This is a genomic window from Oryzomicrobium sp. (assembly GCF_036820405.1).
Classification (GTDB): domain Bacteria; phylum Pseudomonadota; class Gammaproteobacteria; order Burkholderiales; family Rhodocyclaceae; genus Oryzomicrobium.
On sequence record NZ_DAISLS010000003.1, the window covers coordinates 152,456 to 177,394 of the forward strand.

At 69.3% G+C, this 24,939-nt stretch carries 22 protein-coding genes; 12 read left to right on the plus strand and 10 right to left on the minus strand.

From position 1 onward, the window contains the following. The first annotated feature begins 16 nt into the window (after positions 1 to 16). From V7Z98_RS03785 to V7Z98_RS03830, 10 genes are all read left to right on the plus strand, one after another. Positions 17 to 6,121, plus strand: a complete 6,105-nt coding sequence (locus tag V7Z98_RS03785; protein ID WP_334157044.1) for a hybrid sensor histidine kinase/response regulator — start codon at positions 17 to 19, stop codon at positions 6,119 to 6,121. 299 nt (positions 6,122 to 6,420) lie between these two features. Further along, positions 6,421 to 7,623, plus strand: coding sequence for a homocitrate synthase (gene nifV, locus V7Z98_RS03790; RefSeq protein WP_334157045.1), 1,203 nt, complete (start codon positions 6,421 to 6,423; stop codon positions 7,621 to 7,623). A 52-nt stretch (positions 7,624 to 7,675) separates the two neighbouring features. Continuing rightward, positions 7,676 to 8,044 (plus strand): nitrogenase-stabilizing/protective protein NifW, encoded by a 369-nt coding sequence (gene nifW, locus V7Z98_RS03795; protein WP_334157046.1) that lies wholly within the window; start codon positions 7,676 to 7,678, stop codon positions 8,042 to 8,044. Next, positions 8,037 to 8,882, plus strand: a complete 846-nt coding sequence (locus V7Z98_RS03800; RefSeq protein WP_334157047.1) for an electron transfer flavoprotein subunit beta/FixA family protein — start codon at positions 8,037 to 8,039, stop codon at positions 8,880 to 8,882. The genes nifW and V7Z98_RS03800 overlap by 8 nt, the downstream gene beginning before the upstream one ends. Before the next feature lie 18 nt (positions 8,883 to 8,900). Further along, entirely contained in the window at positions 8,901 to 9,983 is a 1,083-nt protein-coding gene (locus V7Z98_RS03805; RefSeq protein ID WP_334157048.1) for an electron transfer flavoprotein subunit alpha/FixB family protein, read from the plus strand. Positions 9,984 to 10,000: 17 nt separating this feature from the next. Then, positions 10,001 to 11,305 carry an FAD-dependent oxidoreductase gene (locus V7Z98_RS03810; RefSeq protein WP_334157049.1) on the plus strand — a complete coding sequence of 435 codons (1,305 nt, stop codon included), beginning with the start codon at positions 10,001 to 10,003 and terminating at the stop codon, positions 11,303 to 11,305. A gap of 10 nt (positions 11,306 to 11,315) precedes the next feature. Beyond that, entirely contained in the window at positions 11,316 to 11,618 is a 303-nt protein-coding gene (locus V7Z98_RS03815) for a ferredoxin family protein (protein WP_293263274.1), read from the plus strand. An 8-nt stretch (positions 11,619 to 11,626) separates the two neighbouring features. Beyond that, the gene (locus V7Z98_RS03820; RefSeq protein ID WP_334157050.1) at positions 11,627 to 12,082 is read left to right on the plus strand and encodes a ferritin family protein; all 456 of its coding nucleotides are present in this window, start codon (positions 11,627 to 11,629) and stop codon (positions 12,080 to 12,082) included. A gap of 11 nt (positions 12,083 to 12,093) precedes the next feature. Next, a complete protein-coding gene (locus V7Z98_RS03825) occupies positions 12,094 to 12,417 on the plus strand; it encodes a (2Fe-2S) ferredoxin domain-containing protein (RefSeq protein ID WP_334157051.1) in 324 nt (107 codons plus the stop codon). A gap of 105 nt (positions 12,418 to 12,522) precedes the next feature. After that, on the plus strand, positions 12,523 to 13,305 hold the full coding sequence (locus V7Z98_RS03830) for a TOBE domain-containing protein (protein ID WP_334157052.1): 783 nt from the start codon (positions 12,523 to 12,525) through the stop codon (positions 13,303 to 13,305). 24 nt (positions 13,306 to 13,329) lie between these two features. Here the strand turns inward: V7Z98_RS03830 and V7Z98_RS03835 are convergent, their stop codons facing one another. The 7 genes from V7Z98_RS03835 to V7Z98_RS03865 all read right to left on the minus strand — a co-directional run bounded on the left by V7Z98_RS03835 (position 13,330) and on the right by V7Z98_RS03865 (position 21,932). Continuing rightward, entirely contained in the window at positions 13,330 to 14,730 is a 1,401-nt protein-coding gene (locus V7Z98_RS03835) for a di-heme oxidoreductase family protein (RefSeq protein ID WP_334157053.1), read from the minus strand. Next, on the minus strand, positions 14,727 to 16,079 hold the full coding sequence (locus V7Z98_RS03840) for an ABC transporter substrate-binding protein (protein WP_334157054.1): 1,353 nt from the start codon (positions 16,077 to 16,079) through the stop codon (positions 14,727 to 14,729). Before V7Z98_RS03840 ends, V7Z98_RS03835 begins: the two co-directional genes overlap by 4 nt. A 14-nt stretch (positions 16,080 to 16,093) precedes the next feature. Next, positions 16,094 to 18,088: a TonB-dependent receptor plug domain-containing protein gene (locus tag V7Z98_RS03845; protein WP_334157055.1), complete on the minus strand. Its 1,995-nt coding sequence runs from the start codon at positions 18,086 to 18,088 to the stop codon at positions 16,094 to 16,096. Positions 18,089 to 18,471: 383 nt separating this feature from the next. Next, entirely contained in the window at positions 18,472 to 19,575 is a 1,104-nt protein-coding gene (gene modC / locus V7Z98_RS03850) for a molybdenum ABC transporter ATP-binding protein (protein ID WP_334157056.1), read from the minus strand. A gap of 4 nt (positions 19,576 to 19,579) precedes the next feature. Continuing rightward, on the minus strand, positions 19,580 to 20,260 hold the full coding sequence (gene modB / locus V7Z98_RS03855) for a molybdate ABC transporter permease subunit (RefSeq protein WP_334157057.1): 681 nt from the start codon (positions 20,258 to 20,260) through the stop codon (positions 19,580 to 19,582). A 38-nt stretch (positions 20,261 to 20,298) separates the two neighbouring features. Further along, positions 20,299 to 21,063: a molybdate ABC transporter substrate-binding protein gene (modA, locus tag V7Z98_RS03860; protein ID WP_334157058.1), complete on the minus strand. Its 765-nt coding sequence runs from the start codon at positions 21,061 to 21,063 to the stop codon at positions 20,299 to 20,301. 50 nt (positions 21,064 to 21,113) lie between these two features. After that, positions 21,114 to 21,932 carry a TOBE domain-containing protein gene (locus tag V7Z98_RS03865; RefSeq protein ID WP_293263294.1) on the minus strand — a complete coding sequence of 273 codons (819 nt, stop codon included), beginning with the start codon at positions 21,930 to 21,932 and terminating at the stop codon, positions 21,114 to 21,116. A gap of 268 nt (positions 21,933 to 22,200) precedes the next feature. On the opposite strand from V7Z98_RS03865, the gene V7Z98_RS03870 reads away from it, so the two are divergent. Both V7Z98_RS03870 and V7Z98_RS03875 read left to right on the plus strand, forming a co-directional pair. After that, on the plus strand, positions 22,201 to 22,629 hold the full coding sequence (locus V7Z98_RS03870; RefSeq protein WP_334157059.1) for a TOBE domain-containing protein: 429 nt from the start codon (positions 22,201 to 22,203) through the stop codon (positions 22,627 to 22,629). Between the two features lie 612 nt (positions 22,630 to 23,241). After that, positions 23,242 to 23,583 carry a zinc ribbon domain-containing protein YjdM gene (locus V7Z98_RS03875; protein WP_334157060.1) on the plus strand — a complete coding sequence of 114 codons (342 nt, stop codon included), beginning with the start codon at positions 23,242 to 23,244 and terminating at the stop codon, positions 23,581 to 23,583. 121 nt (positions 23,584 to 23,704) lie between these two features. Here V7Z98_RS03875 and V7Z98_RS03880 read toward each other — a convergent pair whose 3' ends face one another. The 3 genes from V7Z98_RS03880 to V7Z98_RS03890 form a co-directional block, all read right to left on the minus strand. Then, entirely contained in the window at positions 23,705 to 24,250 is a 546-nt protein-coding gene (locus V7Z98_RS03880; RefSeq protein ID WP_334157061.1) for a nitrogen fixation protein NifQ, read from the minus strand. A 72-nt stretch (positions 24,251 to 24,322) separates the two neighbouring features. Then, positions 24,323 to 24,622 carry a ferredoxin III, nif-specific gene (fdxB, locus tag V7Z98_RS03885; protein WP_334157062.1) on the minus strand — a complete coding sequence of 100 codons (300 nt, stop codon included), beginning with the start codon at positions 24,620 to 24,622 and terminating at the stop codon, positions 24,323 to 24,325. A gap of 98 nt (positions 24,623 to 24,720) precedes the next feature. Next, the gene (locus V7Z98_RS03890) at positions 24,721 to 24,927 is read right to left on the minus strand and encodes a CCE_0567 family metalloprotein (RefSeq protein ID WP_293263306.1); all 207 of its coding nucleotides are present in this window, start codon (positions 24,925 to 24,927) and stop codon (positions 24,721 to 24,723) included. Positions 24,928 to 24,939 lie beyond the last annotated feature (12 nt).

The following is a 24,939-nucleotide window of genomic DNA, read 5'->3' on the forward strand; positions in this document are numbered from 1 at the left end:
CACCCTGACCGCGACAATGACGAGCAATGCGCTGATGGCCAACGAGTTCGAGGTGTTTGACATCGGCCCCCTCACCTGGGTGAAGGGGGAAATCGACCAGGCCCTGGACCGGGCCCTGGGCGCCCTGGACCAGGCCGCCAGCAAGGCCGACGCCACCCAGGTCAAATTCGCCCGCACCCACCTGCACCAGGTCCAGGGGGCGCTGGCCATCGTCGGCCTGGACGGGGTGACCCGCTTCGCCGAGGCCAGCGAGGCCTACCTGGCGGCCCTGGAAGCCGCGGACCAGCCCCTCGGCGAGGACCGCCTGGCCCTGGCCCGCCAGGCCCTGCAAGCCATCCGCCACTACTTGGACGGCCTGCTCGACGGCGCTCCGGACCAGCCCCTCAAGCTGTACCCCCTCTACCAGTCCCTGGCCCAGGCCCGGGGCGCGGCGGCCTCCCCCGCCGAACTGTTCTTCCCCGACCTGTCGCGGCGTCCGCCCAAGCGCGCCTCGTCCCTCACCCCGCCGGACCCCGGCGCTGCCCTGCGCGCCGCCCGGGCCCGCTACCAGCGCGGCCTGCTCGGCTGGATCCGCGGCCAGGGGATGGCCCAGCGCGTCGGCGCCGCCGACATGCGCGACGCGGTGCGGGCCATCGAGGCCATGCAGGATTCCCCGGCCACCCGCAGCTTCTGGTGGGGCGCCCTGGGCTTCCTCGCCGCCCTGGCCGAGGGCGACCTGGACAAGCACGGCGAGATCAACGGCCTGCTCAGCCGCATCGACCAGCAGATCAAGCGCCTCATCGACGGCTCGCGCACCGTGGCCGAACGGCTCCAGCGCGACGTGCTCTACGCCCTCACCCAGGCCGGCGACGGCGCCCCCGAAGCGAAAGCCGCCCGGGCCCTGTACAACCTGGATGACGCCTCGCTGCACGACGCCGCCGCCCCGGCACCGGAAACCGGCGCCCTGCGCCGCGCCAAGGAGGCCGTCGCCGAAGCCGAGGAAGCCTGGGGCCGCTTCTGCGCCGGCCAGGCCTCGGCCCTGGCCGTGTTCCGCGACAAGGCCGCCCTGTTCGCCCAGGCGGTGGACGGGCTGACCCAGACCGACTACCGGCGCCTCGCCCAGGCCATCCAGGCCGGCGCCACCTGGTTGGGCGACGACCCCAGCCGACACGGCGAGCCCCTGGCCATGGAAATGGCCACCGCCCTGCTGCTGGCCGACATGGCCCAGGAAAACTATGCCCGCCTGGGCGGCGACTTTGCCCACCAGGTGGACGTCACCGTGGCACGCCTGCACGGCTGCATGGCCGGCACCCCGCCGGTGGAAGGTAGCGAGCTGCCCGAGCTGGACGAAATGTCCCGGCTCGCCCAGGAAAAGCTGCTGCTCTCCCAGGTCGCCCGGGAAATGCAGAGCAACCTGCAGCAGATCGAGCAGATCCTCGACACCTTCTTCCGCAACCCCGCCAACCGGGCCGACCTGCCCGGGGTCTCGCCCCTCATCAAGCAGGTCGCCGGCGCCCTGGCCATGCTCGGCCAGAACGGGGCGGTACACGCCATCAACGGCTGCGACGCCATCGTCGCCGGCTTCGCCGCCAGCGACGCCGCCCCGGACCCGGCCGCCTGCGAGCAGGTGGCCCAGACCCTGTCGGCCCTGGGCTTCTTCATCGACACCCTGCCCCGGGAACTGGCGCGCCAGGACAGCGGCGGCAAAAAGCGCAAGGGCGGGCCCGATTTCGACGCCTTCGTCCAGGGCCTCGGTCCCCGGGATGCCCAACCCGAGGCCGCCGAGCCGGCCACGGTGGAGCAGGAGATCGCCCGCCAGACCAAGGAAACCCAGGCCCTGCTGGAAGCGGTCAAGGCCCAGCCTGCCGACGAATCCCTGCGCCAGGAGCTGAAGCAAAACCTGAAGTCCCTGCAAAAGGACGCCGACCTGGTGGCCGACGCCAAGCTGGGCCAGCAGGCCCAGGCGGTGCTCAGCGCCCTCGACGGCCTAGAGCCGCCGGCCCCGGCCGCCGGCGACGACGGCGCCGCCTGGGACCCGACGGCCTCCCTGGTGTCCCTGGAATCCGCCGCCTTCGCCCCGACCCCGGCGGCCCCCTCGGCCTCGACCCTCAAGCTCCTCGCCGCCAGCGACGAAGAGATCGACGCCGAGCTGCTGGAAATCTTCCTCGAGGAAGCCAAGGAGGTGCTTGGCACCTACCGGGAGCAGCTCGACGCCCTGCACCGGGAACCGGGCAACGTCGAAGTGCTCACCATCCTGCGCCGCAACGTCCATACCCTGAAGGGCAGCGGCCGCATGGTGGGGCTCAAGGATTTCGGCGAGACCGCCTGGTCCATCGAGCAGGTGCTCAACCTCTGGCTGCGCCAGGAGCACCCGGTCGGCCCGCCCCTGTTCGAACTGCTGGAGCAGGCCCACGCCCTGTTCGCCGAGTGGGTGCGCCACCTGGACGCCCACGACCACATGGCCCCGGACCCGGCCGACCTGGTGGCCTTCGCCGACGCCATGCGCACCCAGGGCCCCGCCTGTAGCGGCCCGCCGGCGCCAAGCGCCGCCCCCGCCGAAACCCTGCTACCCGACCTGCCGGCGGATGCCGGGGCAGACGCCGAAGGCGCCGTGGACGGCGCCAACGCCGCCGGGCCGCCGATGGATGAGGAGTCCTTTACCGAGGAAGCCCTCACCTCCGAGCCGCCCGTCCCTGTCCAGGACGAGGACTACGGCCCCCCGCCCACCCAGACCCTGACCATTTCCCCCACCCTCTACCAGATCTTCCTGGAAGAGGCCCAAGGCCACCTGCAGGCCCTGCGCCAGGGCATGGACCATCTGGTCGCCCACCCGGCCGACGGCCTGCCCGGCGGCATCGAGCGGGCCGCCCACACCCTGGGTGGCATCGCCGGCACCCTGGGGCTGAGCGCCATCAACCGCCTCGGCATCGCCCTGGAGCACGCCCTGCTGCGCCGCTCCCACGCGCCCCAGCCGGACGATCCGTACGCCCTGGCGATCCTCGCCGACGCCGTGTCCGCCCTGGAGGACATGGTCGCCAAGGTGGCCGACCACGCTCCGCCACCGGCCCGCCCCGAACTGGAAATGGCAGTGGAGGAGCTCTACTCCCTGTCCGCCAGCCGCGTCGGCGGCCCCCTGAGCCTGGAAGCCTTCGCCGCCCTGGACAGCCACCGCGACGACTTCACCGACGCCCCCGCCCTCGACTTTCCCGACCTGGTTCTGCCCGGCGAAGCCCCGGACCAGCCGGAAGCGCTGGACGTGGAAGTGGACGACGGCCTGAGCCTGGAACTGGGCCTCGGTCTCGATCAGGACCTGGGTCAGGAGCTGGGCGCCCCCCAAGGCTCCGGCGAGGCGCCAGCCAGCGCAATGGAGACCGAGTTCTCCGCCGCACCGGCCGCCACTGCCGACGAGACCGCCGCAGCTCTGCTTCCGGCCGTGGACGAAGCCGAGCCTGCCGATACGACGCCCCTGGCGCCCCCAGCCAGCCTGGATGAACCGGACGACCTCCTCGAGATCGCCCTGCCCGACCTGGCAGACGCCTTCCCCGCCCTGGGCGCCGCCGCAGAAACCGGCACCGAAGAATACGCGGCCGAAATCCCGGCCAGCAGCGCCCCCGCCATCGACGACAGCGCAAACCTGGACCTGCTGCCCCCCGACTCCCCGGACCAGGACCTGCTGCCGATCTTCATCGAGGAAGCCCAGGAACTGGTCACCGCCATCGCCGACGGCCTGCGCCGCTGGCGCGACGAACCGGGCGACGGCGAGCACCAGAACGCCATGTTCCGTCTGCTGCACACCCTCAAGGGCAGTGCCCGCATGGCCGGCGCCTACTCCATGGGCGAGCTGACCCACGGTCTGGAATCCCGGGTGGAAATGGCCGCCGGCATCGCCCCGGTGGCCCCGGCCTACCTGGATGAACTCGAAGCCGCCTTCGACCTGGTCGCCCAGCAGGTCGAGCGCCTGGCCACGGGCCAGACTTCCCAGGCAGTGGCGCCCCCCACCTACCGGCAGCCGCCCCAGGGCGCACCCCTGGCCGAATCCCTAGCCGACTCCCGGCCGGAACCGGCACCCGCCGACGCGGATGCCGCAAGCCAGGTGGAGTCCGCGGTTGAGCCAGCCTTCTCCGCACCGGCAAGCAGCCCAACAGCCCCGTCGGCCGAACCCGGCCCGGCTGTCGACGCGGTCGCGGCTGCCACTGAAACGCCGGCAGAGGCTACGCCCGCCGCCGACGAGCGCCGCCACGAGCCCCGGACCCCAACCAAGCCGGCCGAAGCCGAGACCGACGCCGCCGGCCGCTCGACCCTGCGGGTGCGCGCCGACCTGGTGGACCGGCTGGTGAACGAGGCCGGCGAAATCGCCATCGCCCGCTCCCGCATCGAAGGCGAGATGCGCGCCCTGAAGGGCTCCCTGCTCGACCTTACCGAGAACGTGATCCGCCTGCGCCGCCAGCTGCGCGAAATCGAAATCCAGGCCGAAACCCAGATCCAGGCCAACCAGGTCGTCGCCGACACGGCCAAGCCCGACTTCGATCCCCTGGAGCTGGACCGCTTCACCCGCTTCCAGGAGCTGACGCGGATGATGGCCGAGTCGGTGAACGACGTGGCCACGGTGCAGCAAAGCCTGCTGAAGAACCTGGACGACGCCAACTCGGCGCTCAACGCCCAGTCGCGCCTGACCCGGGAACTGCAACAAGCCCTGCTGTCGGTGCGCATGGTGCCCTTCGGCAGCCAGGCCGACCGGCTCTACCGCCTGGTGCGCCAGACCGCCCGGGAACTGGGCAAGAAGGCCGCCCTGGACATCCTGGGGGTGCAGGTGGAACTCGACCGGGGCGTGCTCGAACGCATGCTCGCCCCCCTGGAGCACATGCTACGCAACGGCGTCGCCCACGGCCTGGAAGCCCCGGCCGAACGCCTGGCCCAGGGCAAGCCGGAAACCGGCCAGCTGACCCTGAAGGCGGCCCAGGAAGGCAACGAGATCCACATCACCCTGAGCGACGACGGCCCCGGCATCGACCTCGCCCGGGTGCGGGACAAGGCCCTGGCCGCCGGGTTGGTCGACGCCGTCATCGGCACCGAAACCGCCGAGGACCGGCAGCGCCTGATGGCCTGCATCTTCGAGCCGGGCTTCTCCACCGCCAGCGAAGTGTCCCGGGTGGCCGGGCGCGGCGTCGGCATGGACGTGGTCAAGACCGAAGTGGAAGTCCTGGGCGGCCGGGTCGAGGTGGACAGCGAGACCGGCCGCGGCTCCCGCTTCAACATCTACCTGCCCCTCACCCTGGCGGTCACCCAGGCCCTGCTGGTGCGCATCGGCAACCGCCGCTACGCCATCCCCTCGGCCATGATCGAGCAGGTCCAGGAACTCAAGGCCGAAGTCCTCGGCCGCATCCGCGAAGCCGGCCGCACAGCCTGGCTGGACAACGACTACCCCTACCACTTCCTGCCCCACCTGCTCGGCGAGCGGGAAGCGCTGCCCGAACCGCACCGCCTCAACTGGCTGCTGCTGCTGAAGAGCGGTACCCAGCGCATCGCCCTGCAAGTGGACGAGCTGGCCGGCAACCAGGAAATCGTGGTCAAGAACGTCGGCCCCCAACTGGCCCGGGTAGCAGGCATCGACGGCGCCACGGTGCTCGGCGACGGCGAGATCGTGCTGATCCTCAACCCGGTGGCCCTGGCCCTCCAGGCCCCCACCGGACGGCCCCAGCACGCCACCACGGCCGCCGAGTCCGCCGACTCCGGCGCCACTCCCGCCCCGTCGTCATTCACCGCCACCCTGCCCACGGTGATGGTGGTGGACGACTCGATGACGGTGCGCAAGATCACCGGCCGCCTGATGGCCCGGGAGGGCTACCACGTGCTCACCGCCAAGGACGGCGTGGACGCCCTGGAGCAGATGCTCGACGTGATCCCCGACGTGCTGCTGGTGGACATCGAGATGCCGCGCATGGACGGCTTCGACCTGACCCGCAACGTGCGCGCCGACGAGCGCCTGCGCGACATCCCGATCATCATGATCACCTCGCGCACCGCCGATAAGCACCGCAACCACGCCTTCGAGCTGGGGGTGGACCACTACCTGGGCAAGCCCTACCAGGAAGACGAACTGACCCGGCTGGTGGCCGAGAGCGTCGCCCGGCACCGGGCCTGACCCTCGGGACCGGCCCCGGGCAAACCCCGCGCCAGTCCTCGCTCTTCAGGCAACTCCCTGCAAACACCCCGCCCAGCCCAGTGCTCGGCGGGGTGTATTTTTTCCGCCCGCCACCCCCTGCCATAACGGCGCCGGCCCATGCCCGCCGGCCTGTCGCGAACCCGACAATGTCGCCTTTCGCCCCCGGCCCCAACACTTGATACTAGAAAGCAACGTGCTGTTCTAAAAGCAGTTTTCGGTAAAAACCCAGGCTGGCATCGAAGTTGCACTACGCAGGTCACGACCCTGCGAGGTGCCCCATGCCCCTACCTTTCGTCACCCTCAACGACACGACGCTGCGCGACGGCGAGCAGACCGCCGGCGTGGCGTTTTCCGCCGACGAAAAGCTGGCCATCGCAACCGCCCTGGCCGAGGCCGGCGTTCCGGAAATGGAAGTCGGTATTCCCGCCATGGGGCGGGAGGAACAGGAAGTCATCGCCGCCCTGGCCCGCCAGGGGCTGCCGGTCCGGCTGATGAGCTGGGCGCGCATGTGCGACGACGACCTGAATGCGGCGCGACGCTGCCAGACCGATTGGATCAACCTGTCGATCCCGGTATCGGACATCCAGCTGTCGCACAAGCTCAAGCGCGACCGGGCTTGGGCACTCAAGACCGTTGCCCGCATGGTGCCCAAGGCGGTGGATGCCGGCTTCATCGTCTCGGTAGGGGGCGAGGACGCTTCGCGGGCCGACCCGGAATTCCTCCACCGGGTTCTGGAAACGGCCGAAAGGGCCGGCGCCAGTCGCTTTCGCTACGCCGACACCCTGGGGGTGCTCGACCCTTTCGCCACCTACGCCCGTATCGGCTCGCTCAAGAGCCGCTCCAGCCTGCCCCTGGAGATGCATGCCCACGACGACCTGGGGCTGGCCACCGCCAATACCCTGGCAGCCATCCTGGCCGGCGCCTCGGCGGTCAACACCACGGTCAACGGCCTGGGTGAGCGGGCCGGCAACGCCCCCCTGGAAGAAACGGTGATGGCCCTCAAGCACCTGCACGGCATCGCCACCGGGGTGGACACCGCCGCCCTGCCCGCCATTTCGGCCCTGGTGGCCCTGGCCTCGGGCCGGCCGGTGGCGGCCAACAAGTCCATCGTCGGCGACATGGTGTTCACCCACGAGGCCGGCATCCACGTCGACGGCCTAACCAAGAATCCGGACAACTACCAGGGCTTCGACCCGGCCGAGCTGGGACGCGGCCACCGGGTGGTGCTGGGCAAGCACTCCGGGTCCGCCGCCCTGATCCAGGCCTACCGGGACCTGGGCATCGACCTGGACGCCGACCGGGCGGCCCGCATCCTGCAACGGGTACGCCGCCACGCCACCGAGTGCAAGCGCCCGCCGGGCTTTCGCGAGCTGATGGGCTACTACCTGGACACCCTGCGTCCGGCTGCCGCGACGATTCCGGGTGCGGCCCGCCCCTTGCCTGCCCGGGGCATTCCGGCTCCCCAGCCCCGCCCCCTGTAGCGCCAAGTAGCGCCAAGCCCCTTCCTACCGCCACCGCCTTGCGAGGTCCGCCATGAGCGCCTTCACCGTCATCGAAGCCGACAACGTCGATCGCACCCCGACCCACCCGGGCTGGCTGATGCAGTTGTCGTCCCTGTCCACCGCCGAGGAATTTCTCGCCTACTTCGGCCTGCCCTTCGACCCCCGGGTGGTCAACGTGAACCGTCTGCACATCCTCAAGCGCTTCCAGCAGTACCTGACCCGGGACGGTGGCCTCACCGCCGTGGCTGCCGCCGGCCCGGCCGCCGTGGGCTCCCGGCTGGAAGCCGCCTACGGGGACTTCGTCAACGGCACCGCCCAGCAGCACAAGGTGTTCCCGGTATTCGAGCGGGGCACCCAGCGCATTTCCCTCCACCAGCTTCGCCGAGGCCATCATGCATAGCGTCGTCTGTATCAAGCAGGTGCCGGACTCGGCGCAGATCCGCGTCCATCCGGTCACCAACACCATCATGCGCCAAGGCGTCCCGGCCATCGTCAATCCCTACGACCTGTTCGCCCTGGAAGAAGCCCTGCGCCTCAAGGACCAGCTGGGCGGCACGGTCACCGTGCTATCCATGGGGCCCCCCATGGCCGAGGCGGCGCTGCGCAAATGCCTGGCCTTCGGCGCCGACGACGCGATCCTGGTGTCCGACCGGGCCTTCGCCGGCTCCGACACCCTGGCCACCTCCTTCGCCCTGGCCGCCACCATCCGCAAAATCCAGGAAAACATGCCGGTGGACCTGATCTTCACCGGTAAGCAGACCATTGACGGCGACACCGCCCAGGTCGGCCCGGGCATCGCCAAGCGCCTCGATTTCCAGCTGCTCACCTACGTGTCGAAGATCGTCGCGGTATCGCCGGCCGAGAAGCGCATCACCGTCGAACGCCGCGCCGAGGGCGGCGTTCAGGTGCTGGAAACCCGCCTGCCCTGCCTGATCACCATGCTCGAAGGCACCAACGAGATGCGCTTCGGCGACATGGCCGACCTGTTCCGCGCCGCCCGTACCCCGGTCAAGGTGTGGGACCGGGAGGCCGCCGGCATCGACGACCCGGGCAGCGTCGGCCTCAAGGGCAGCCCCACGGTGGTGAGCAAGGTGTTCGCCCCGAAACCCCGGGCGAAACGCGCCGAGATCGTCGAAACCGCCGACAACGACCCGGTCGGCCTGGCGGTGACCCTGCTCGCCAAGGTGTTCACCCAACACCCCAAGCTCGACCGCGAACTGACGAAGACCGTCGGCTGAACCGCAAGGGAGAAAACCATGAACGATACGGTCAAGAAACCGGCCAAGAAGAAGGTCGAACTGGACCCCCGCTTCGCCGGTTACAAGGGCGTCTGGGTGTTCATCGAGAACGAACGGGGCCAGGTCCATCCCGTCTCCTGGGAACTGCTCGGCGAGGGACGCAAGCTGGCCGATGCCCTGGGGGTGGAGCTAGCCGGGGTGGTGATGGGCCCACCGGGCGAGCGCCTCGCCGCCATCTGCCAGGAGGCGTTCGCCTACGGCGCCGACCTGTGCTACCTGGCCAGCCACCCGGCCTTGGCCGACTACCGCAACGAGCCTTACACCCAGGGCCTCACCGCACTGGTGAACGTCTACCAGCCGGAAATCCTCATGCTCGGCGCCTCGACCCTGGGCCGCGACCTGGCCGGCTCGGTAGCCACCACCCTGGGCACCGGCCTGGTGGCCGACTGCACCGAACTGGTGATCGAGGCCGATACCCGCAACCTGGCCTCGACCCGCCCCACCTTCGGCGGCTCGCTCTTGTGCACCATCATGACCCAGCGCCACCGGCCCCAGATGGCCACGGTGCGCCCCCGGGTGATGGCCATGCCCGAGGCCGACCCGGCCCGCAGCGGCCGCATCGTCGAGCACCCCCTGGCCTTCGTCGAGGACGCCATCGTCACCAAGGTGCTGGAGTTCATCGCCGACGACACCCGGGACAAACCCAACCTGCCCTTCGCCGACATCATCGTCGCCGGCGGCCGGGGCCTGAAGCGCCCGGAGAATTTTCAACTGGTGTGGGAGCTGGCCAAGGTGCTGGGGGCAGAAGTCGGCGCCTCCCGCCCGGTGGTCCAGGCCGGCTGGGCCGAGCTGGACCGCCAGGTGGGCCAGTCGGGCAAGACGGTGCGGCCCAAGCTGTACATCGCCGCCGGCATTTCCGGCGCCATCCAGCACCGGGTGGGCATGGACGGGGCGGACGTGATCATCGCCATCAACAACGACCCCAATGCGCCGATCTTCGACTTCGCCCACTTCGGCATCGTCGGCAACGCCATGCAGATCCTGCCGGCGTTGACCCATGCCTTTTCCGCCCACCTGGCCCAGGCCCGCAAGGCCGGCTGACCGCCAAGGAGATTCCCATGGCCGAAAAATTCGATGTGATCGTGGTCGGCGCCGGCATGGCCGGCAATGCCGCCGCCTACACCTGCGCCAAGGCCGGGCTGTCGGTGCTGCAACTGGAGCGGGGCGAAACCCCGGGTTCGAAGAACGTCCAGGGCGCCATCCTCTACGCCGACGCCATCGAGAAGATCATCCCCGACTTCCGCGACGACGCCCCCCTGGAACGGCACCTGATCGAGCAGCGGGTGTGGATACTCGACGACGATTCTTGCGTCGGCTCCACCTACCGCTCCGAAGAATTCAACCGCCGGCCCTACAACCGCTACACCATCATCCGCGCCCACTTCGACCAGTGGTTCAGCAAGAAGGCCCAGCACGCCGGCGCCATGGTCATCTGCGAGGCCACGGTGGAAGAGCTGCTGCTCGACGGCAAACGGGTGATCGGCGTGCGCACCGACCGCAAGGGTGGCGAGATCCACGCCGATTGCGTCATCCTCGCCGACGGCGCCAACTCGGTCCTGGCGCGCAAGGCCGGCTTCCGCCCCGAGCTCGACCCCAAGGACATGGCCCTGGCGGTCAAGGAAATCCACTTCCTGCCCCAGGAGACCATCGAGTCGCGCTTTTCCATCGGCGAGGACGAGGGAGTAGTGATCGAAATGGCCGGCAAGGTCACCGCCGGCATGATGGGTACCGCCTTCCTGTACACCAACAAGGAGTCGATCACCCTGGGGGTGGGCTGCATGCTCTCCGATTTCAAGCGCCAGACGGTCACCCCCTATGAGCTGCTCGACCGGATGAAACGCCACCCGGCCATCGCCCCCCTGATCGAGGGCAGCGACATGAAGGAATACGCCGCCCACCTGATCCCCGAGGGCGGCTACGACGCGGTGCCCCAAGTCTATGGCGACGGCTGGCTGATCGCCGGCGACGCCGGCCAGTTCGTCAACGGCCTGCACCGGGAAGGCTCCAACCTGGCCATGACCACGGGCATGCTCGCCGCCCAGACGGTGATCGAGCTGAAGGCGGCCGGCAAGGCCTGCACCGCCCCCAACCTGTCCGCCTACAAGGCCAAGCTGGACGACAGCTTCGTCATGAAGGACTTGAAGAAGTACCGGCGCGCCCCCGCCATCTTCCACAAGAACCCCCAGTTCTTCACCACCTACCCGGAACTGCTGTCCAAGGCCGCCCAGACCCTGATCCTGGTGGACGGCGTGGACAAGCGCACCAAGGAAAGGCAGATCCGCCAGACCTTCGTTGCCCGCCGCTCCTGGTGGGGACTGATCAGCGACGCCTTCAAGTTCTGGCGCGCCGTCGAATCGAAGTAAGGAGCAGCCCATGGAAACCCACGCCACCCAGAAGGTCGAGGAAAAGCTATTCCAGAACCGCTACCGGGTCGATGCCGGCCGGCCCCACATCCGCATCAAGGACGCCGAACTGTGCACCCACCAGTGCAGCCAGAAGCAATGCACGGTGTGCTGTCCGGCGGGCTGCTACACCCAGGAAGGCAACGGCAAGGTGGTGCTGATCACCGACGGCTGCATGGAGTGCGGCACCTGCCGCATCGTCTGCGACGAACACCGCAACCTGGACTGGGAATGGCCCCGGGGCGGTTTCGGCATCCTGTTCAAGTTCGGTTGAGAGGCCCCATGGACGACGTCGAACGTTTTCTCACCCACGCCATCCAGGTCGAACGTGACGCCGCGCGGCGCTTCGAGGAGCTGGCCGAAAGCATGAAGACCGTCGGCAATGGCGACACCGAAGCCTGCTTCCGCCAGATGGCCGTCTTCTCGCGCCAGCACCTGGCCGAAGCCACCGCCCGGGCCGGCTTCCGCTCCCCGCCGCAGTTGGCCCCCGACGAGTACGAATGGCCCGACGGAACCAGCCCGGAGACCGCCGGCTGGGAAGGCGTGGACGGCTTCCTGCCACCCCACACCGCCCTGGAACTTGCACTCGACAGCGAACGGCGCGGCCATGCCTTCTACGCCGCCATTGCCGCCACCACCCGCAACCCGGAAGTGAAGGTACTGGCAGAGGAATTCGCCGCCGAGGAGGCCGAGCACGTGGCCGCCCTGGAACTACGCCTGGCCCGCGCCCTAATTTGAGGAATGCCGCCGTGAAAGCCAGAAAACACGTCTTCGTCTGCACCCAGGGGCGTCCCCCGGGCCATCCCCGCGGCAGTTGCGCCGGCAGCGGCGGTGCGGCCGTGGCCCAGACCTTCTGGGACGAGCTGGCGCGGCGCCAGGCCTATGGCCGCATCGCCGTGACCGCCTGCGCCTGCCTTGGCCCCTGCGACGGCGGTCCTCATGTGCTGGTCTACCCGGACGGGGTGATGTACCAGCGGGTTCAACCCGGCGACGTCGCCGAAATCTTCGACCGCCACCTGGAGTTCGACGAGCCGGTGGAACGGCTTCTCGCCCCGGCGGCGGCCTGGGGCTGACGGGGCCCGGCCCGGCGGCCGGCCCCGGCTTCCCCTGCGACTCCGTGTTTTTTCCTGCCGATCGTTGTATATGAAGAGCTATAACCAACCATTGAAGGAATCACCATGACCGCCAAGACCTTGCCTCCCCGGCCCATGCCCGCCCCGGCGGCCCGAGCCGCCAACCGCCCGGTCCGTCCCAACGCGCGCCTGGCATGGCTGGAGCGGGCCGTCGCCCGTGAAGTGCTGCCGGTCCCCCCCGAGGAAACCGATGCCGCCCGCCAGGCAGTTGAAGAGATGAACAACTTGGCCGGCGAATGCCTGGCCGAATGGCTGGTGGCCGAGGTGGGCTGCGCCCTGCGCCTCACCCCCCGGGGACGCCGCCTGGCGGTGGCCCTGGTGGTCCTGGAAGAAGAGCGGAGCCGGCTGCGCGAACGCTGCGGCGGCCACTTCGACGCCGATGCCCGACTGCTCGACCGGGTGGCGGTGCGCACCAGCGCCCGCAACCAGTTTTGCGGCCGCGTGGCTGCCATTCAACACGGCTCCTTGATCGACCAGATCCACCTGGAGCTGCCGGGCAACCAACGGCTCTGCGCGAGCCTCACCCCGGACAGCACCCTTTCCCTGGGGTTGGCCGTGGGCAGCGAGGTGGTGGCCCTGGTGAAGGCCTCGGCGGTGCTGGTGCTGGGCGGTGGAGAAGGCAGCGCCTACGCCGACCACAACCGGCTCGACGGGACGGTGCGGCGCCTGCGCCAGGAAGGGGGTCGCCGCGAGATCGTGGTGGACCTGGGCTCGGGCCTTACCGCCGTGGCCAACGCCGGCCCCGAGCTGGCCGCCCCCTTCGCGCCGGGCCAGACGGTCACCGTGGCCTTCCGCCCATCGTCGGTGCTGATCGGCGTGGTGGCCTGAGGCCAAGCCACCACGGCCCCTCGTCTACAGGCTGTCGAGGAAGGCCAGCAGGGCGGCCCGGTCGGCCCGGGCCATGGCAGCGAAGCGGTCCCGGGCGATGCGGGCCTCGCCGCCGTGCCACAGGATGGCCTCGGTGGCGTCCCGCGCCCGGCCGTCGTGCAGCAGGTAGGTGTGGCCGTTCACCAGGGCCTGCAGCCCCAGGCCCCACAGGGGGGCGGTGCGCCATTCCCGGCCGCCGGCCGCGAAGTCGGGACGGTCATCGGCCAACCCATCCCCCATGTCGTGCACAAGCAGGTCGGTATAAGGCGCGAAGGCCGTTCCGGCGGGAATGCCGTGACGCGCCCCGGCCGCCGTCGCTCCCGTCGTCAGGCGCGGCCGGTGGCACGCTGGGCAACCGGCCGCGGCAAACAGGGCGGCCCCCCGCTCGGCCCCTTCCCGGGGGCGGGGCCGGGGCGCGGCGAGGCGGGCCAGGTAGGTTTCGATGGCATCGAGCTGGGCGCCGCTCAGTTCCGGCGTGCCGCCGTTGGGCGCGGCCCGGCAGGCGGTCTGGACCGGCGTGCAGTTGGCGGCGGGGAACAGGGGCGAGGTGATACCCAGGTCCCCGGCCATGGCTCCGGCGATCTGCTGGCGCAAGCTGGGCATGTTGGCCTTCCAGCCGAAGCGGCCGGCCACGGTGCGCCGGCCGGCGGCGTCCCACACCCGGTTGACCCGGCCGCCCACGCCGTCGGGCTTGGCTTCCCGGGCCATGCGCACCAGTTCCCGATCCGGCACCGCGTCGAGCAGGCCCAGGCCGAACACCGCCTGGCCGACCCGGGGTGAAACGAGCGTCCCGTCCAGGGGACCGTAGGCCAGGTCGCGGAACTCCAGACGCGGCCGGCGCAGGCGCACCGCCTCGCCGTCGCCCAGGGTGACCGTCTCCTCTTCCCAGTGCACCGCGGCCCGGCCCTCGCCGGGCACCCCGGGGATGCCTTCCTCGTTGAGCTGGTCGCCATAGGCCGGATGGTGCCTGGGGCCGCCGTGGGGGCCCACGCCGGGGAGCGACAGGCGCACCAGCATCGACTGCATGCGCTCGTCCGGCCCCGCCGGGGCCTGGCCCCTGCCGTTCTTGGGGTGGCACGACAGGCAGGCCAGCCGGTTGTAGAGCGGCCCCAGGCCGTCCACCTCGGCATCCTGGGCGGGAGCCACCACCCAACTCTGGCGGAACAGGCTGCGGCCACGGAAGAACGCCGGCCGCCCGGCCTCGTCCAGGGTGGCGAAGGGCCGGCCGTAGGCCTCCCGGGTAGCTTCGGCGGTGGTGTAGGGGCCGTCGTCGCCGGCGGCCGCCGCACCGGCCAGGCGATGGACGCCAGCCGCCCCCAGGGTGGCCAGGGCGGCGGCGAGGAGCGCCACCGCGCCGCGCAAGTTGCGCCGGGGGTGCCGGGTCATGCCCCGGCCTCCGCCAACAGACGGGCCGCCTCGGCGCGGCGGGCGACGGCCCGGCGGCGCCACTGCTCCTCCACGTCCTCCAGGGCGGTGGCGTCCGCCCCTTCGACCCGGCTGCGGAAGCGGCGGCGCAGGGCTTCGTCGGCCGCTTCGGCCTCGCTCGCCAGCGGCGCGGCCAACGCCCGGCGCGCTTCGGCCACGGCCTGGGCGGCCGCTCCGGCAGGCTGGCGCGCCTCGGCGGCATGGACCCGCCGCCACAGGGCCCCCACCTCGGCGTGAGGCGCCACCAGTTGCTGCTGGAAGAGCGCGGCGGTGAGCCCCAGGCGCGGCTGGGCGAGGCGTCCGTCGAAGCCGTAGCCGCCGGCGGCAGCCAGCTCGAACAGGTTGGGATAGCCTGCCGGCAGACTGGCGTACACCGCCGGGCGCACCGGCAGCTTGCGGATGTCCGGGTCGGCCAGGATCGCCTGGCCGGCCGGGGACAGGACGAACTCGACGAAGGCCTTGGCCCCGGCCGGGTTGGGCGCCCCGGCGGTGACCGCCACCTGGCCTGGATTGACGCCGCCGTGGCGCGGATAGAGGAAACGGACCGGCGCCCCGTTGGCCACCGCGGCGGCAACGAAGAAGTCGATGGACAGGCCCACCGCCACCCGGCCGGCGGCCACCTCGTCGGCGACGAAGGTGGACCCCCGGTCGATCAGCACAGCGTTGCCGGCGATCTCGCTCCACAGGGCCCAGCCCCGTTCCCAGCCGTAGGCCTGGAGGACGATCTCGACCATCACCGGGGCGAAGCCGACCCGGGCCGGAATGGGCAGGGCCAGGGCGCCGGCCAGGCGCGGGTCGGCCAGATCCTCCCAGTCGCCGGGCAGGGGGACGCCGCGCCGGGCCAACACCCCCGGGTTCACGGCGAAACCATAGCCGGCCATCTCGGTGGCCAGGTACTGGCCGTCCGGGTCGGACAGGGGGGTGTTGCCGAGCACCGGGGGCAGGCCATGCCGATCCACCCCCAGGCCATCCAGGGAGCGCCAGGCCCCTTCGGCCTTGAGGGTGGCGAAGTTGCGCGGCGAGGCGGTCCAGTACACATCCACCCCGCCCTGGCCGGGCTGGCGCAGGTAGGGCAAGGCGTCGTGCGGCATACGCCACACCACTTGCAAACGCTGCCCGGGATGGGCCTTCTCGAAGGCGGCCTCGATGCGCGAGACCACTTCGTCAGGATAGCTGGTGAGCACCACCACCGGCTGGGGCGCCGCGCGCAAGGGGGCGGCCAGGACGGCGCAGGCACCGGCGGCCAGGCCGTGGAGCAGGCGGCGCCGGGTGGCGCAGGGGAACACCAAGGGGATAGAGCGGGCGGACATGGCGGACCTTTGCATCAGAGCGGCGCGTTGAACTGGACGAACCAGGTGCGGCCCGGCTCGGGGAACCCTTCGGTGTAGGCATAGAGCCGGTCGAACAGGTTGCGCACGCCGGCTTCGATGCGGGTGCCGCCGGCGAAGCGGTAGCCGCCCTTGAGGTTGGCCACGGCAAAACCGCTGGCCCGTTGCAGGCCATCGGTGGAGGAGTAGCGCGACGACATGGCCTCGACGCTGGCGGTGCTGCTCCAGCCGCCGGCGATACGCCAGGTGGCGCCGGCAAAGAGCTTGTGACGAGGGGTGTCGGTCAGCCGGACGTTCGGGTCGGAACGGTTTTCCCGGTTCAGGTAGGTGTAGTTGGCGGTGTAGTCGAGACTGGCCAGATCGCCGCGCAACCCCAGTTCGATACCGTTGGCGGTGGCCTTGCCCACGTTCTGCATCTGGCTGCAAGGCGGGGTGCTGCAAACGGTGGGCGCAATGCGCACCGACTGGATCAGGTTGGTGATGTCGCTGTGGAAGACATTGGCCTCGAACAGGTGGCGCCCGCCGAGCAGCTGGGAATACCCCACCTCGTAGTGGTTGGCCTTTTCCATCTCCAGGCCGGCATTGGGGATCGCCGATCCCATGCGGTAGGAGTAGCGGTCCTTGATGGTCGGGAAGCGGCTCTTGCGCGCCACGGTGGCGTGCAGCTTGGCGGTCTCGCCGAGCTTGTAGAACAGCCCGGCCTGGCCGTTGAAGGCGAAGCCGCTGTCCCGGGCGAAATCGCTGACCACCTTGGTGGTGGCGTTGTAGTCCTGGGCCTCCTGGGTCTGGCGACGGTCGTAGGACAGGCCGGTGACCAGGGACAGGCGGTTGGAGAAGGTGTGGGTATCCTCCAGGGCCAGGGACTGGGTCAGGTCCTTGAACAGGCGCCAGGGCTCGCCGGCATTGTGCTCGCGGTGGATGTCCTGCTTGATGTTGTAGGCGGCCTTGAGCAGGTTGGCGCTGCCCAGCACGAAGTCGCCCTCGATGCCGGCGCCGTTGGTGTAGTCGCTGTACCAGCTGTTGAACGACGATTTTTTCTTCTGGACCGTGTAGGTGGCGTCGTCGTAGGCGCTCAGGGAGTTCTCGAAGGAATCGTGGTACGCCCTGACGCGCAGGGTATGGGCGCCGATGCGGGTGTTGGAAAGAAAGTACACCGCCTCCTTGTCCCAGGCCGGCCACTTCCAGTAGCGCGGCGTGACCCCGGGCGCGGTGCCGGCATAGGGCGGCACGTCCTTGACCCCGTGCTGGGAGACGAAGCTGATGGCGTACTCGTCGGTGGCGTTGGGGGTGTAGGCCAGCTTCAGGCTGCCCTTGGTGTCCTCGTGGCGGCTGTTGTCGCGCTTGCCGCCGTCCTCGCCCGGGGTGCGGGAAAAACCGCCGGGCAGGCGGAAGTAGTCCTCGTTCACCCAGGACAGGCCGGCCTGCACGTACCAGTCCTTCTGCCGCGACCCCACGTTAGCGTAGCCCTGGGTCCCATTGTGCTCGCCCCGGCTAGTGAAGGTGGCGCCGCCGCCGACCTCTCCCTCGAAGGCCTTGGTGGGCCGGCGGCTGACCAGATTGATCGCCCCGCCCAGGGTGTTGGCGCCGTAGATCATGGAGCTGAAGCCCTTGGCCACGTCGATACGGGACAGGTCGAAGGTGGTGAAGCGGCCCAGGTCCACGTAGCCGTCGTAGGGTACGTACACCGGGATGCCGTCGATATAGACCGGCACCTGGCGCAGGTCGAAGCCGCGCACATAGACCATCTGCTCGTTACGCGCCCCGACCTTGCTCAGGTTCACGCCGGGGGCCATTTCCAGGGCGTCGCCCACGGTGACCTTGTCGTGCTCGCGGATCTCGGCCGCATCGATGCTGGCGCTACCAGGAGCCACCTGGCTCATGGGCGCGGCGGTGACGCGAATCTCCCCGAGGGAGAACACGCCCTCGTCCCCGGCCCAGGCGGCACCGGCGCAGCCCTGGGCGATCAGAGCGGCGATGATGGTCTTTTTCATGGAATTCCCCTTTTGTTCTGTTCTCAAACGGTGGCAGCACGGCTCACGTTGCCGTCATCGGTATATAAAAATATATATAGCGAATCGCGCAGGACAAACCCGTCAAAGCTCAATTAGCTGACGGCGCCCCCCATGATTATGGCAGTACGCTGTATATCAACATATACGTCGAATTACGGATAGGTCAAAAACCTGACCTGAAACCGGCAGAAGGGTGTCCGAATGGATCAAAACCGCGACATTGCGCCGCTTGGACAAAAGGGGAGCGCTGTATTCAATACGACACGACGATAGTCGCAACCGCGCCGCGGACTCGACATTGGCGGAAATATCCGGGCCAGCCAGACAGCGGCCCCTCGCCCCCCTCGATCAGCGCCCGATCCTCAGGCGAGCAGGGCCACCGCCTTGATCTGCACCCACACCGGCTTGCCCGGGGTCAGGCCGAGCTGGTCCCGGGAGCGGCGGGTGATGCGCGCCAGCAGCGGCGTGCCGCCGGCATCGAGGCGCACCAGCACGTGGGCCGGGGTGTCGGCGTCGGCCACGGCGGTGACCGTGGCGAGCAGGCGGTTGAGGATCGACGAGTCCCGCTCCGCCGACAGGCTCAGGCTCACGTCCCGGGCCCGCACCTGGAAGCGCAGGCGGCGGCCGGGGGGCACCTCGCCGTGGGCGACGTGGACGCTGCCGCCGGGGAAGTCGAGGCGCAGCAGGTGGTAAGCGGCGTCGAACTCCGCCGCCGTGCCTTCGATCACCACCCCGGCGTCGTCGGCGAAGGCGGTGGGCAGGTCGAGGCGGGCCAGGGTGTCGCGCAGGGGGCCGCTGGCCGCCACCTTGCCGTCCTGGAGCAGCACCAGGTGGTCGGCCAGGCGCGCCACCTCGTCCGGGGAGTGGCTGACGTAGAGCACCGGAATCTCCAGTTCGTCGTGCAGCCGCTCCAGGTAGGGCAGGATTTCTGCCTTGCGCTGGAAGTCCAGGGCCGCCAGGGGCTCGTCCATGAGCAGCAGGCGCGGCCGGGTGAGCAGGGCCCGGGCGATGGCCGCCCGCTGCCGCTCGCCGCCGGACAGCCGGTCGGGCAGGCGGTCGAGCAGGGGGGCGATGCCGAGCAGTTCGGCGCTCTGTTCCAGGTCGGCACGCCGTTCCGCCGCCCCCACCCCGGCCCGGGCACGCTTCTGGCCGAATTCCAGGTTGCGCCGCACGGTCAGGTGGGGGAACAGGCTGGCCTCCTGGAAGACGTAGCCCAGAGGCCGCCGGTGGGTGGGCAGAAACTGGTCGTCGTCCTGCCAGACCTCGCCGTTCACCGCCAGGTAGGCGCCCGGGTGGCGCTCCAGGCCGGCGATGGCGCGCAGCAGGGTGGTCTTGCCCGAGCCGGAGCGGCCGAACAGGGCGGTGATGCCGTGGCCGGGCAAGGTCAGGTCCGCCGTCAGGGCGAAGCCCGGGTAGGTGATGTCGAAGCGGGCGCGGATGGCGCCGCCGTCCGGGGGAAGAATCATGGGATCAGCCGACATAGGAGCGGCGCGCCTTGCTGGCGTAGAGGGCCAGCAGCACCAGGAAGCTGAAGACCACCATGCCGCCGGCCAGCCAGTGGGCCTGGGCGTATTCCAGGGCCTCCACGTGGTCGTAGATCTGCACCGACACCACCCGGGTCTTGTCCGGGATGTTGCCGCCGATCATCAGCACCACGCCGAACTCGCCGACGGTATGGGCGAAGCCCAGGATGGTGGCGGTGACGAAGCCCGGCCGGGCCAGGGGCAGGACCACGGCGAAGAAGGTGTCCCAGGGACCGGCGCGCAGGGTGGCGGCCACTTCCAGGGGACGCGTGCCGATGGCCTCGAAGGCCTGTTGCAACGGTTGCACCACGAACGGCGTGGAATACAGCACCGAGGCCACCACCAGGCCGGGGAAGGAGAAGGGCAGCAGCCCCAGGCCCAGGGCCTGGGTGAGCTGGCCGCCGACCCCGTTGGGGCCGAGCAGCACCAGCAGGTAGAAGCCGAGCACCGTGGGCGGCAGCACCAGGGGCAGGGACACCACGGCACCGACCACGGCCTTGAGCCGCGACGGGGTGCGGGCCAGCCACCAGGCCACCGGGGTGCCGAGCAGGAGCAGCACGGCGGTGGTGGTGGCGGCCAGTTCCAGGGTGAGGCGGATCGCCGCCCAGTCGTCGGGGCTGAAGGTCATGGCGGGTTAGGGCGGTGCGTGGTTATGTCCCGGGCGCCTTACAGGTCGTAGCCGTAACCGCGGATCACGGCCCGGGCCTTGTCGCCCTGCAAGTACTTCACCAGGGCCGCGGCGGCGGCCTTGCCCTGGCCCTTGGCCAGGATCACCGCATCCTGGCGGATCGGGGAGTACAGCTTGGGCGGCACCACCCACATCGAGCCGCCCTTGAGCTTGCCGGTTTCGTCCACCACCTGGGCCAGGGCGACGAAGCCGAGCAGGGCGTTGCCGCTGGCGGCGAACTGGTAGGCCTGGCCGATGTTCTCGGCCTGGACCAGCTTGGGCGCCAAGGCGTCGTAGGCGCCCAGGGCCTTCATGGTCTCGACGGCGGCGGCGCCGTAGGGGGCGAGCTTGGGGTTGGCGATCGACAGGTGGTCGAAGCCGCCCTTCTTCAGCACCTCGCCCTGGCCATCGACGATAGCCGGCTTGGCGCTCCACAGCACCAGCTTGCCGATGGCGTAGGTGAAGCGGCTGCCGGCGACGATGCCGCCTTCCTTCTCCAGCCGCGCCGGGGTCTCGTCGTCGGCAGCGAGGAAGACCTCGAAGGGGGCGCCGTTCTTGATCTGGGCGTAGAACTTGCCGGTGGCGCCAAAGGACAGCAGCGCCTTGTGGCCGGTGTCCTTCTCGAACTGGGCGGCGATCTTCTGCATCGGCGCGGTGAAGTTGGCGGCCACCGCCACGCTGACCTCATCGGCCAGGGCGGCGGCGCTGCCGGCCAGCAGGCAGGCGGCGGCCAGGGCGGTGCGGAAGGGGAAACGGGCTCTCATGACGGGCTCCTTGCGAGGGTTCGAGCGGGAAGGGGAAAGGGCGGGCGGCGTCAGGCGTACACCGCCAGGATCACGGCGGAGGCCTTGAACACGGCGCAGGCGGTGGAGCCCAGGCTCAGGCCCAGGTTGGCCACGCTGTCCCGGGTGACCACGGCGGTGACGGTCTTGCCGCCGGGCAGGGTCAGGCCCACCTCGGCATTCACCGGGCCGTCGTGGATGTGGCTGACCTCGCCCCACAGCTGGTTGCGCGCCGTGGTGCGCACGTTGGGGTCGGTGAGCAGCAGCAGGGACGACGACTTGACGAAGGCGAACACCTCCTTGCCGATGGCCAGCTCCAGGTTTTCCGCCGACTCCCGGGTGATCACCGCCACCAGCTCGTTGGTCTCGTCCAGGCGCAGGCGCACCTCGAAATCCACCTCGCCCTCGCGCAGGCCCACCACTTTGCCGACGAACTGGTTGCGCGCGCTGGTCTTCATCGACATGCGCCTGAGCAAGGTCTGGAACTTATGCACGTCGCCGGCTTCCACCTCCTCCATGCGCGCCGCCAGCCGGTCCAGGGCGTCCTGGTATTCCTGCTCCACCGCCCGGTACAGGGCGACGATCTTGCGTCCGTAGTCGGTGAGCTGGGTACCGCCGCCATGGCGGCCGCCGGTGGTGCGGGTAACCAGGGCCTCGTCGGCCAGGTTGTTCATGGCATCTACCGCGTCCCAGGCCGCCTTGTACGACAGGGGCACCGCCTTGGCCGCCTGGGAGATCGAGCCGTGGCGCTCGATGGCCTCCAGCAGGCGGATGCGGGTGTCCCCGAGGAAGGGCCCGAACTCGGTTTCCAGGGCCAGCTTGCCGACCAGCTTGGGATGGGGGTGGGTCATCGGCGACACCTCGTTACGGTTGTTATATACGCGACTATATAACAAACCCCAAAAACTGACCGATTCCGGACCTTTTCGTCATGCCGCCGCCCCTTCGGCACCCAGTTGGTGCGGGCCGGTATGGTTGTTTTTAAACAACGCTGCTCCCTAGACTGGCTGCCATCACCCCCGCGCCGGCCCCGCCATTTCGCCGTCTAACCCAGGCTATAACGCCGGCGCTCTGCTTTTACCATCTCAACGTCATTGCGCCCGCCCCAAGGAAAATGCCATGAAAGCCAGTGCCCGCAACCGTTTTGCCGGAACCGTCAGCGCCGTCCGCGAAGGCGCCATCAACACCGAGGTGGAGCTGACCACCGCCGGCGGCGACATCATCGTCGCCGTGGTCACCCAAGCCAGCGCCCGCAGCCTGGAATTGGCCGTGGGCAAACCGGCCATCGCCCTGGTCAAGGCGCCCTGGGTGATGATTCTGACCGAGGAGGGGGGCATCAAGCTGTCCGCCCGCAACCGCCTGGCCGGCACCATCCGCCAGCTGATCAAGGGCGCGGTCAACAGCGACGTGGTGATCGCCCTGCCCGGCGGCAGCGAGGTCCACGCCGTGGTCACCAACGACGCCGTGGCCGACCTGGGCCTCAAGGAAGGTGTGGCCGCCACCGCCCTGTTCAAGGCCAGTCATGTGATCCTGGGGGTGCCGGCGTAAGCGCCGCAAACCCCTTAGAACGGAAAACGCCGCTGCAAGCGGCGTTTTCCGTTTATGTGGCTGGTGAAATGCTGGCTAACGCATATTAGCCAAGAGAACGACAAAGGCCACGATACCCAACAGGATGGTCCAGCCATATCGCGTCATTACAGGAATTGGATTTTTTTCCAGCTTGGCTTCGACATCAGCAGCCCTCAACTCCCATCCCCGACGACAGACATCGCATGCCAGATGATATTTCTTGTCGGTAACCCAACGCAGGTAATAAAGGTGCGCATACCGATAGTTGAGAAATAGCTTAAACGGCCGCTCTTTCTCACACGTCTCACAATGTCTGAGCTCAACTTGCCCCAGATCAGCGCTATTTCCGCCAGAACCCCAAATGATCATGCTTCCCCCTTGAAGAGCACCAGGATTTGATACTTCGCCACCCCCTGGCCAATTGAATTGCCATACCTGCGAACGCTCTGCCAGGTGTTCTTATGCCTCTTTGGATCGACTCACGGGCATTTTCAACCATATCTTTGTCATATTTTACCGCACTGTCCGGCAATAGCATTAGGGCTCTACCCATCGCTTATAATTCCGGCCTACTCACTGGAAACTCTGCCGATGTCCACCCTGCCCCCCTGCCCCCAATGCACCCTGGAAAACACCTACCCGGACGGTGACAACTTCGTCTGCGCCGACTGCGGCTACGAATGGCCCCAGGCGGGCGCGGCGGCGGAGGAAGAGGCCGATGCGGTGATCAAGGATGCCAACGGCACCGTGCTCAACGACGGTGACGCAGTGGTGCTGATCAAGGATCTCAAGGTGAAAGGCTCTTCCATCGTCCTCAAGCAGGGATCGAAGGTGAAGAGCATCCGCCTGGTGAGCGGCGGCGACCATGAGGTGGACTGTAAGCTCGACCAGGGCAACTTCATGCTCAAGGCCTGCTTCCTGAAGAAGGTCTGAGCCGGCGGGGCCGCCCCCACGCCCCACTGCTTCCGTTTTCCCCACGACGCCCTCCGCCGGAGGGCGTCGCCGCTTGCGCCCTCTCAGCGCGCCTCGTTTTTGCCTCCGGAATCCGCGCTCGTCAGGGCCGGTGCACCGAGCCATCCTCGCTGCCGAAGCACTCGGCATGGCTGACGCAGACGCCGCAGGACGGGGCGCGGCAGGCGCGGATGTCGGCCTGCTCGCACAGGCACAGGTAAAAGAACTTCTTCCAGCGCATGCCCTGGGTGTTGGCTCCGTGCAGGCCCGGGAAATGGCGCGCCAGCAGGTCGGAGAGGGCCTGGCGACTGGGCAGGCCCAGGTCCTGCCAGAGGTGGTTGCCGCCCAGGCAGCCCCGCGCCACGGCGGCGGCCAGGGCGCGCCGGGCGTAGGCCTCGGCGGTGTCGGCGCTGGGCGCGGCGTGGGCGAGCAGCAGGGCCGCCAGATCGTCGTATTCGTCGCCCCGCGCCGCGTCCCGGGTCGGCAGGGCCGACAGATCGAGGCAGGCCAGGATGGCGGCAACGTCCGTCGGAAAGGCCGGCGGGTGCGGCGGTAATGCCCCAGGGGCGGCCTGGAACTCCAGGCGGGGCGCGGACTTTGCCGGCCCATCCCGCAAGGTCGGGGCTACATGCGGTTCTCGGGCACCCATGGCTCAAACTCCTTGTCTGGCGCGGGGTTCAGGCCGGGTCGTGTGAAACGAAGGGCCCCTCCCCGCCGGGAATCACGCCGCCACGGCGGCGTGGCCGATGCATTTCTTGGAACAGTTGCGGGCGCAGGCCTCACAGCCGACGCAGTTTTCCGGGTGGGCGACGGTCATCACCTTTTTCTCGTATTCGTCGTCATCGTCGCCCTCCAAATCCACGTAAGCGCCGTCGTCGTCGAGCCCCTTGAGTTCGAGCACGTCGCGGCCGCAGGTCTTGAAGCAGCGGCCGCAGCCGATGCATTTTTCCTCGTCGATGCCCTGCACGAAGCGAGGGGTCCAGTGCACGCCGGAAGGCAGCACCACGGTGAAGTCGGTCATGTCATGTTCCTTGCGCTAACGGGAAAAACCCCCGGTGCTTGGCCCGGCAGGAGGATGGGCTGGGCAACGGCGGCGGCACGGGCGGTGCTCAGTTCAGCTCAACCCAGCTCAGCCAGGCGCCTGCGCGCCTCGGTCAGGGCGGCATAGGCGGCGAAGGTCTGGCGCGCCACCTCGGGGATGGCCTCCCAATTCACCGGCAGTTCCTCGGACAGGTCGTGCAAGTTCATCTTCCAGGTGGTGGCCTGGGCCGACAGCTTCTTGATCTGGGCGCGTAACTCGTCGGGGCTCACGGAAGGGGCGCTCATCGGATTCTCCTC

Coding starts and splice junctions, on each gene's coding strand:
- V7Z98_RS03785 (WP_334157044.1), top strand. CDS start 17: ATGACGAGCAATGCGCTGATGGCCAACGAGTTCGAGGTGTTTGACATC.
- nifV (WP_334157045.1), top strand. CDS start 6,421: ATGCCCCTACCTTTCGTCACCCTCAACGACACGACGCTGCGCGACGGC.
- nifW (WP_334157046.1), top strand. CDS start 7,676: ATGAGCGCCTTCACCGTCATCGAAGCCGACAACGTCGATCGCACCCCG.
- V7Z98_RS03800 (WP_334157047.1), top strand. CDS start 8,037: ATGCATAGCGTCGTCTGTATCAAGCAGGTGCCGGACTCGGCGCAGATC.
- V7Z98_RS03805 (WP_334157048.1), top strand. CDS start 8,901: ATGAACGATACGGTCAAGAAACCGGCCAAGAAGAAGGTCGAACTGGAC.
- V7Z98_RS03810 (WP_334157049.1), top strand. CDS start 10,001: ATGGCCGAAAAATTCGATGTGATCGTGGTCGGCGCCGGCATGGCCGGC.
- V7Z98_RS03815 (WP_293263274.1), top strand. CDS start 11,316: ATGGAAACCCACGCCACCCAGAAGGTCGAGGAAAAGCTATTCCAGAAC.
- V7Z98_RS03820 (WP_334157050.1), top strand. CDS start 11,627: ATGGACGACGTCGAACGTTTTCTCACCCACGCCATCCAGGTCGAACGT.
- V7Z98_RS03830 (WP_334157052.1), top strand. CDS start 12,523: ATGACCGCCAAGACCTTGCCTCCCCGGCCCATGCCCGCCCCGGCGGCC.
- V7Z98_RS03835 (WP_334157053.1), bottom strand. CDS start 14,730: ATGACCCGGCACCCCCGGCGCAACTTGCGCGGCGCGGTGGCGCTCCTC.
- V7Z98_RS03840 (WP_334157054.1), bottom strand. CDS start 16,079: ATGTCCGCCCGCTCTATCCCCTTGGTGTTCCCCTGCGCCACCCGGCGC.
- V7Z98_RS03845 (WP_334157055.1), bottom strand. CDS start 18,088: ATGAAAAAGACCATCATCGCCGCTCTGATCGCCCAGGGCTGCGCCGGT.
- modC (WP_334157056.1), bottom strand. CDS start 19,575: ATGATTCTTCCCCCGGACGGCGGCGCCATCCGCGCCCGCTTCGACATC.
- modB (WP_334157057.1), bottom strand. CDS start 20,260: ATGACCTTCAGCCCCGACGACTGGGCGGCGATCCGCCTCACCCTGGAA.
- modA (WP_334157058.1), bottom strand. CDS start 21,063: ATGAGAGCCCGTTTCCCCTTCCGCACCGCCCTGGCCGCCGCCTGCCTG.
- V7Z98_RS03865 (WP_293263294.1), bottom strand. CDS start 21,932: ATGACCCACCCCCATCCCAAGCTGGTCGGCAAGCTGGCCCTGGAAACC.
- V7Z98_RS03870 (WP_334157059.1), top strand. CDS start 22,201: ATGAAAGCCAGTGCCCGCAACCGTTTTGCCGGAACCGTCAGCGCCGTC.
- V7Z98_RS03875 (WP_334157060.1), top strand. CDS start 23,242: ATGTCCACCCTGCCCCCCTGCCCCCAATGCACCCTGGAAAACACCTAC.
- V7Z98_RS03880 (WP_334157061.1), bottom strand. CDS start 24,250: ATGGGTGCCCGAGAACCGCATGTAGCCCCGACCTTGCGGGATGGGCCG.
- fdxB (WP_334157062.1), bottom strand. CDS start 24,622: ATGACCGACTTCACCGTGGTGCTGCCTTCCGGCGTGCACTGGACCCCT.
- V7Z98_RS03890 (WP_293263306.1), bottom strand. CDS start 24,927: ATGAGCGCCCCTTCCGTGAGCCCCGACGAGTTACGCGCCCAGATCAAG.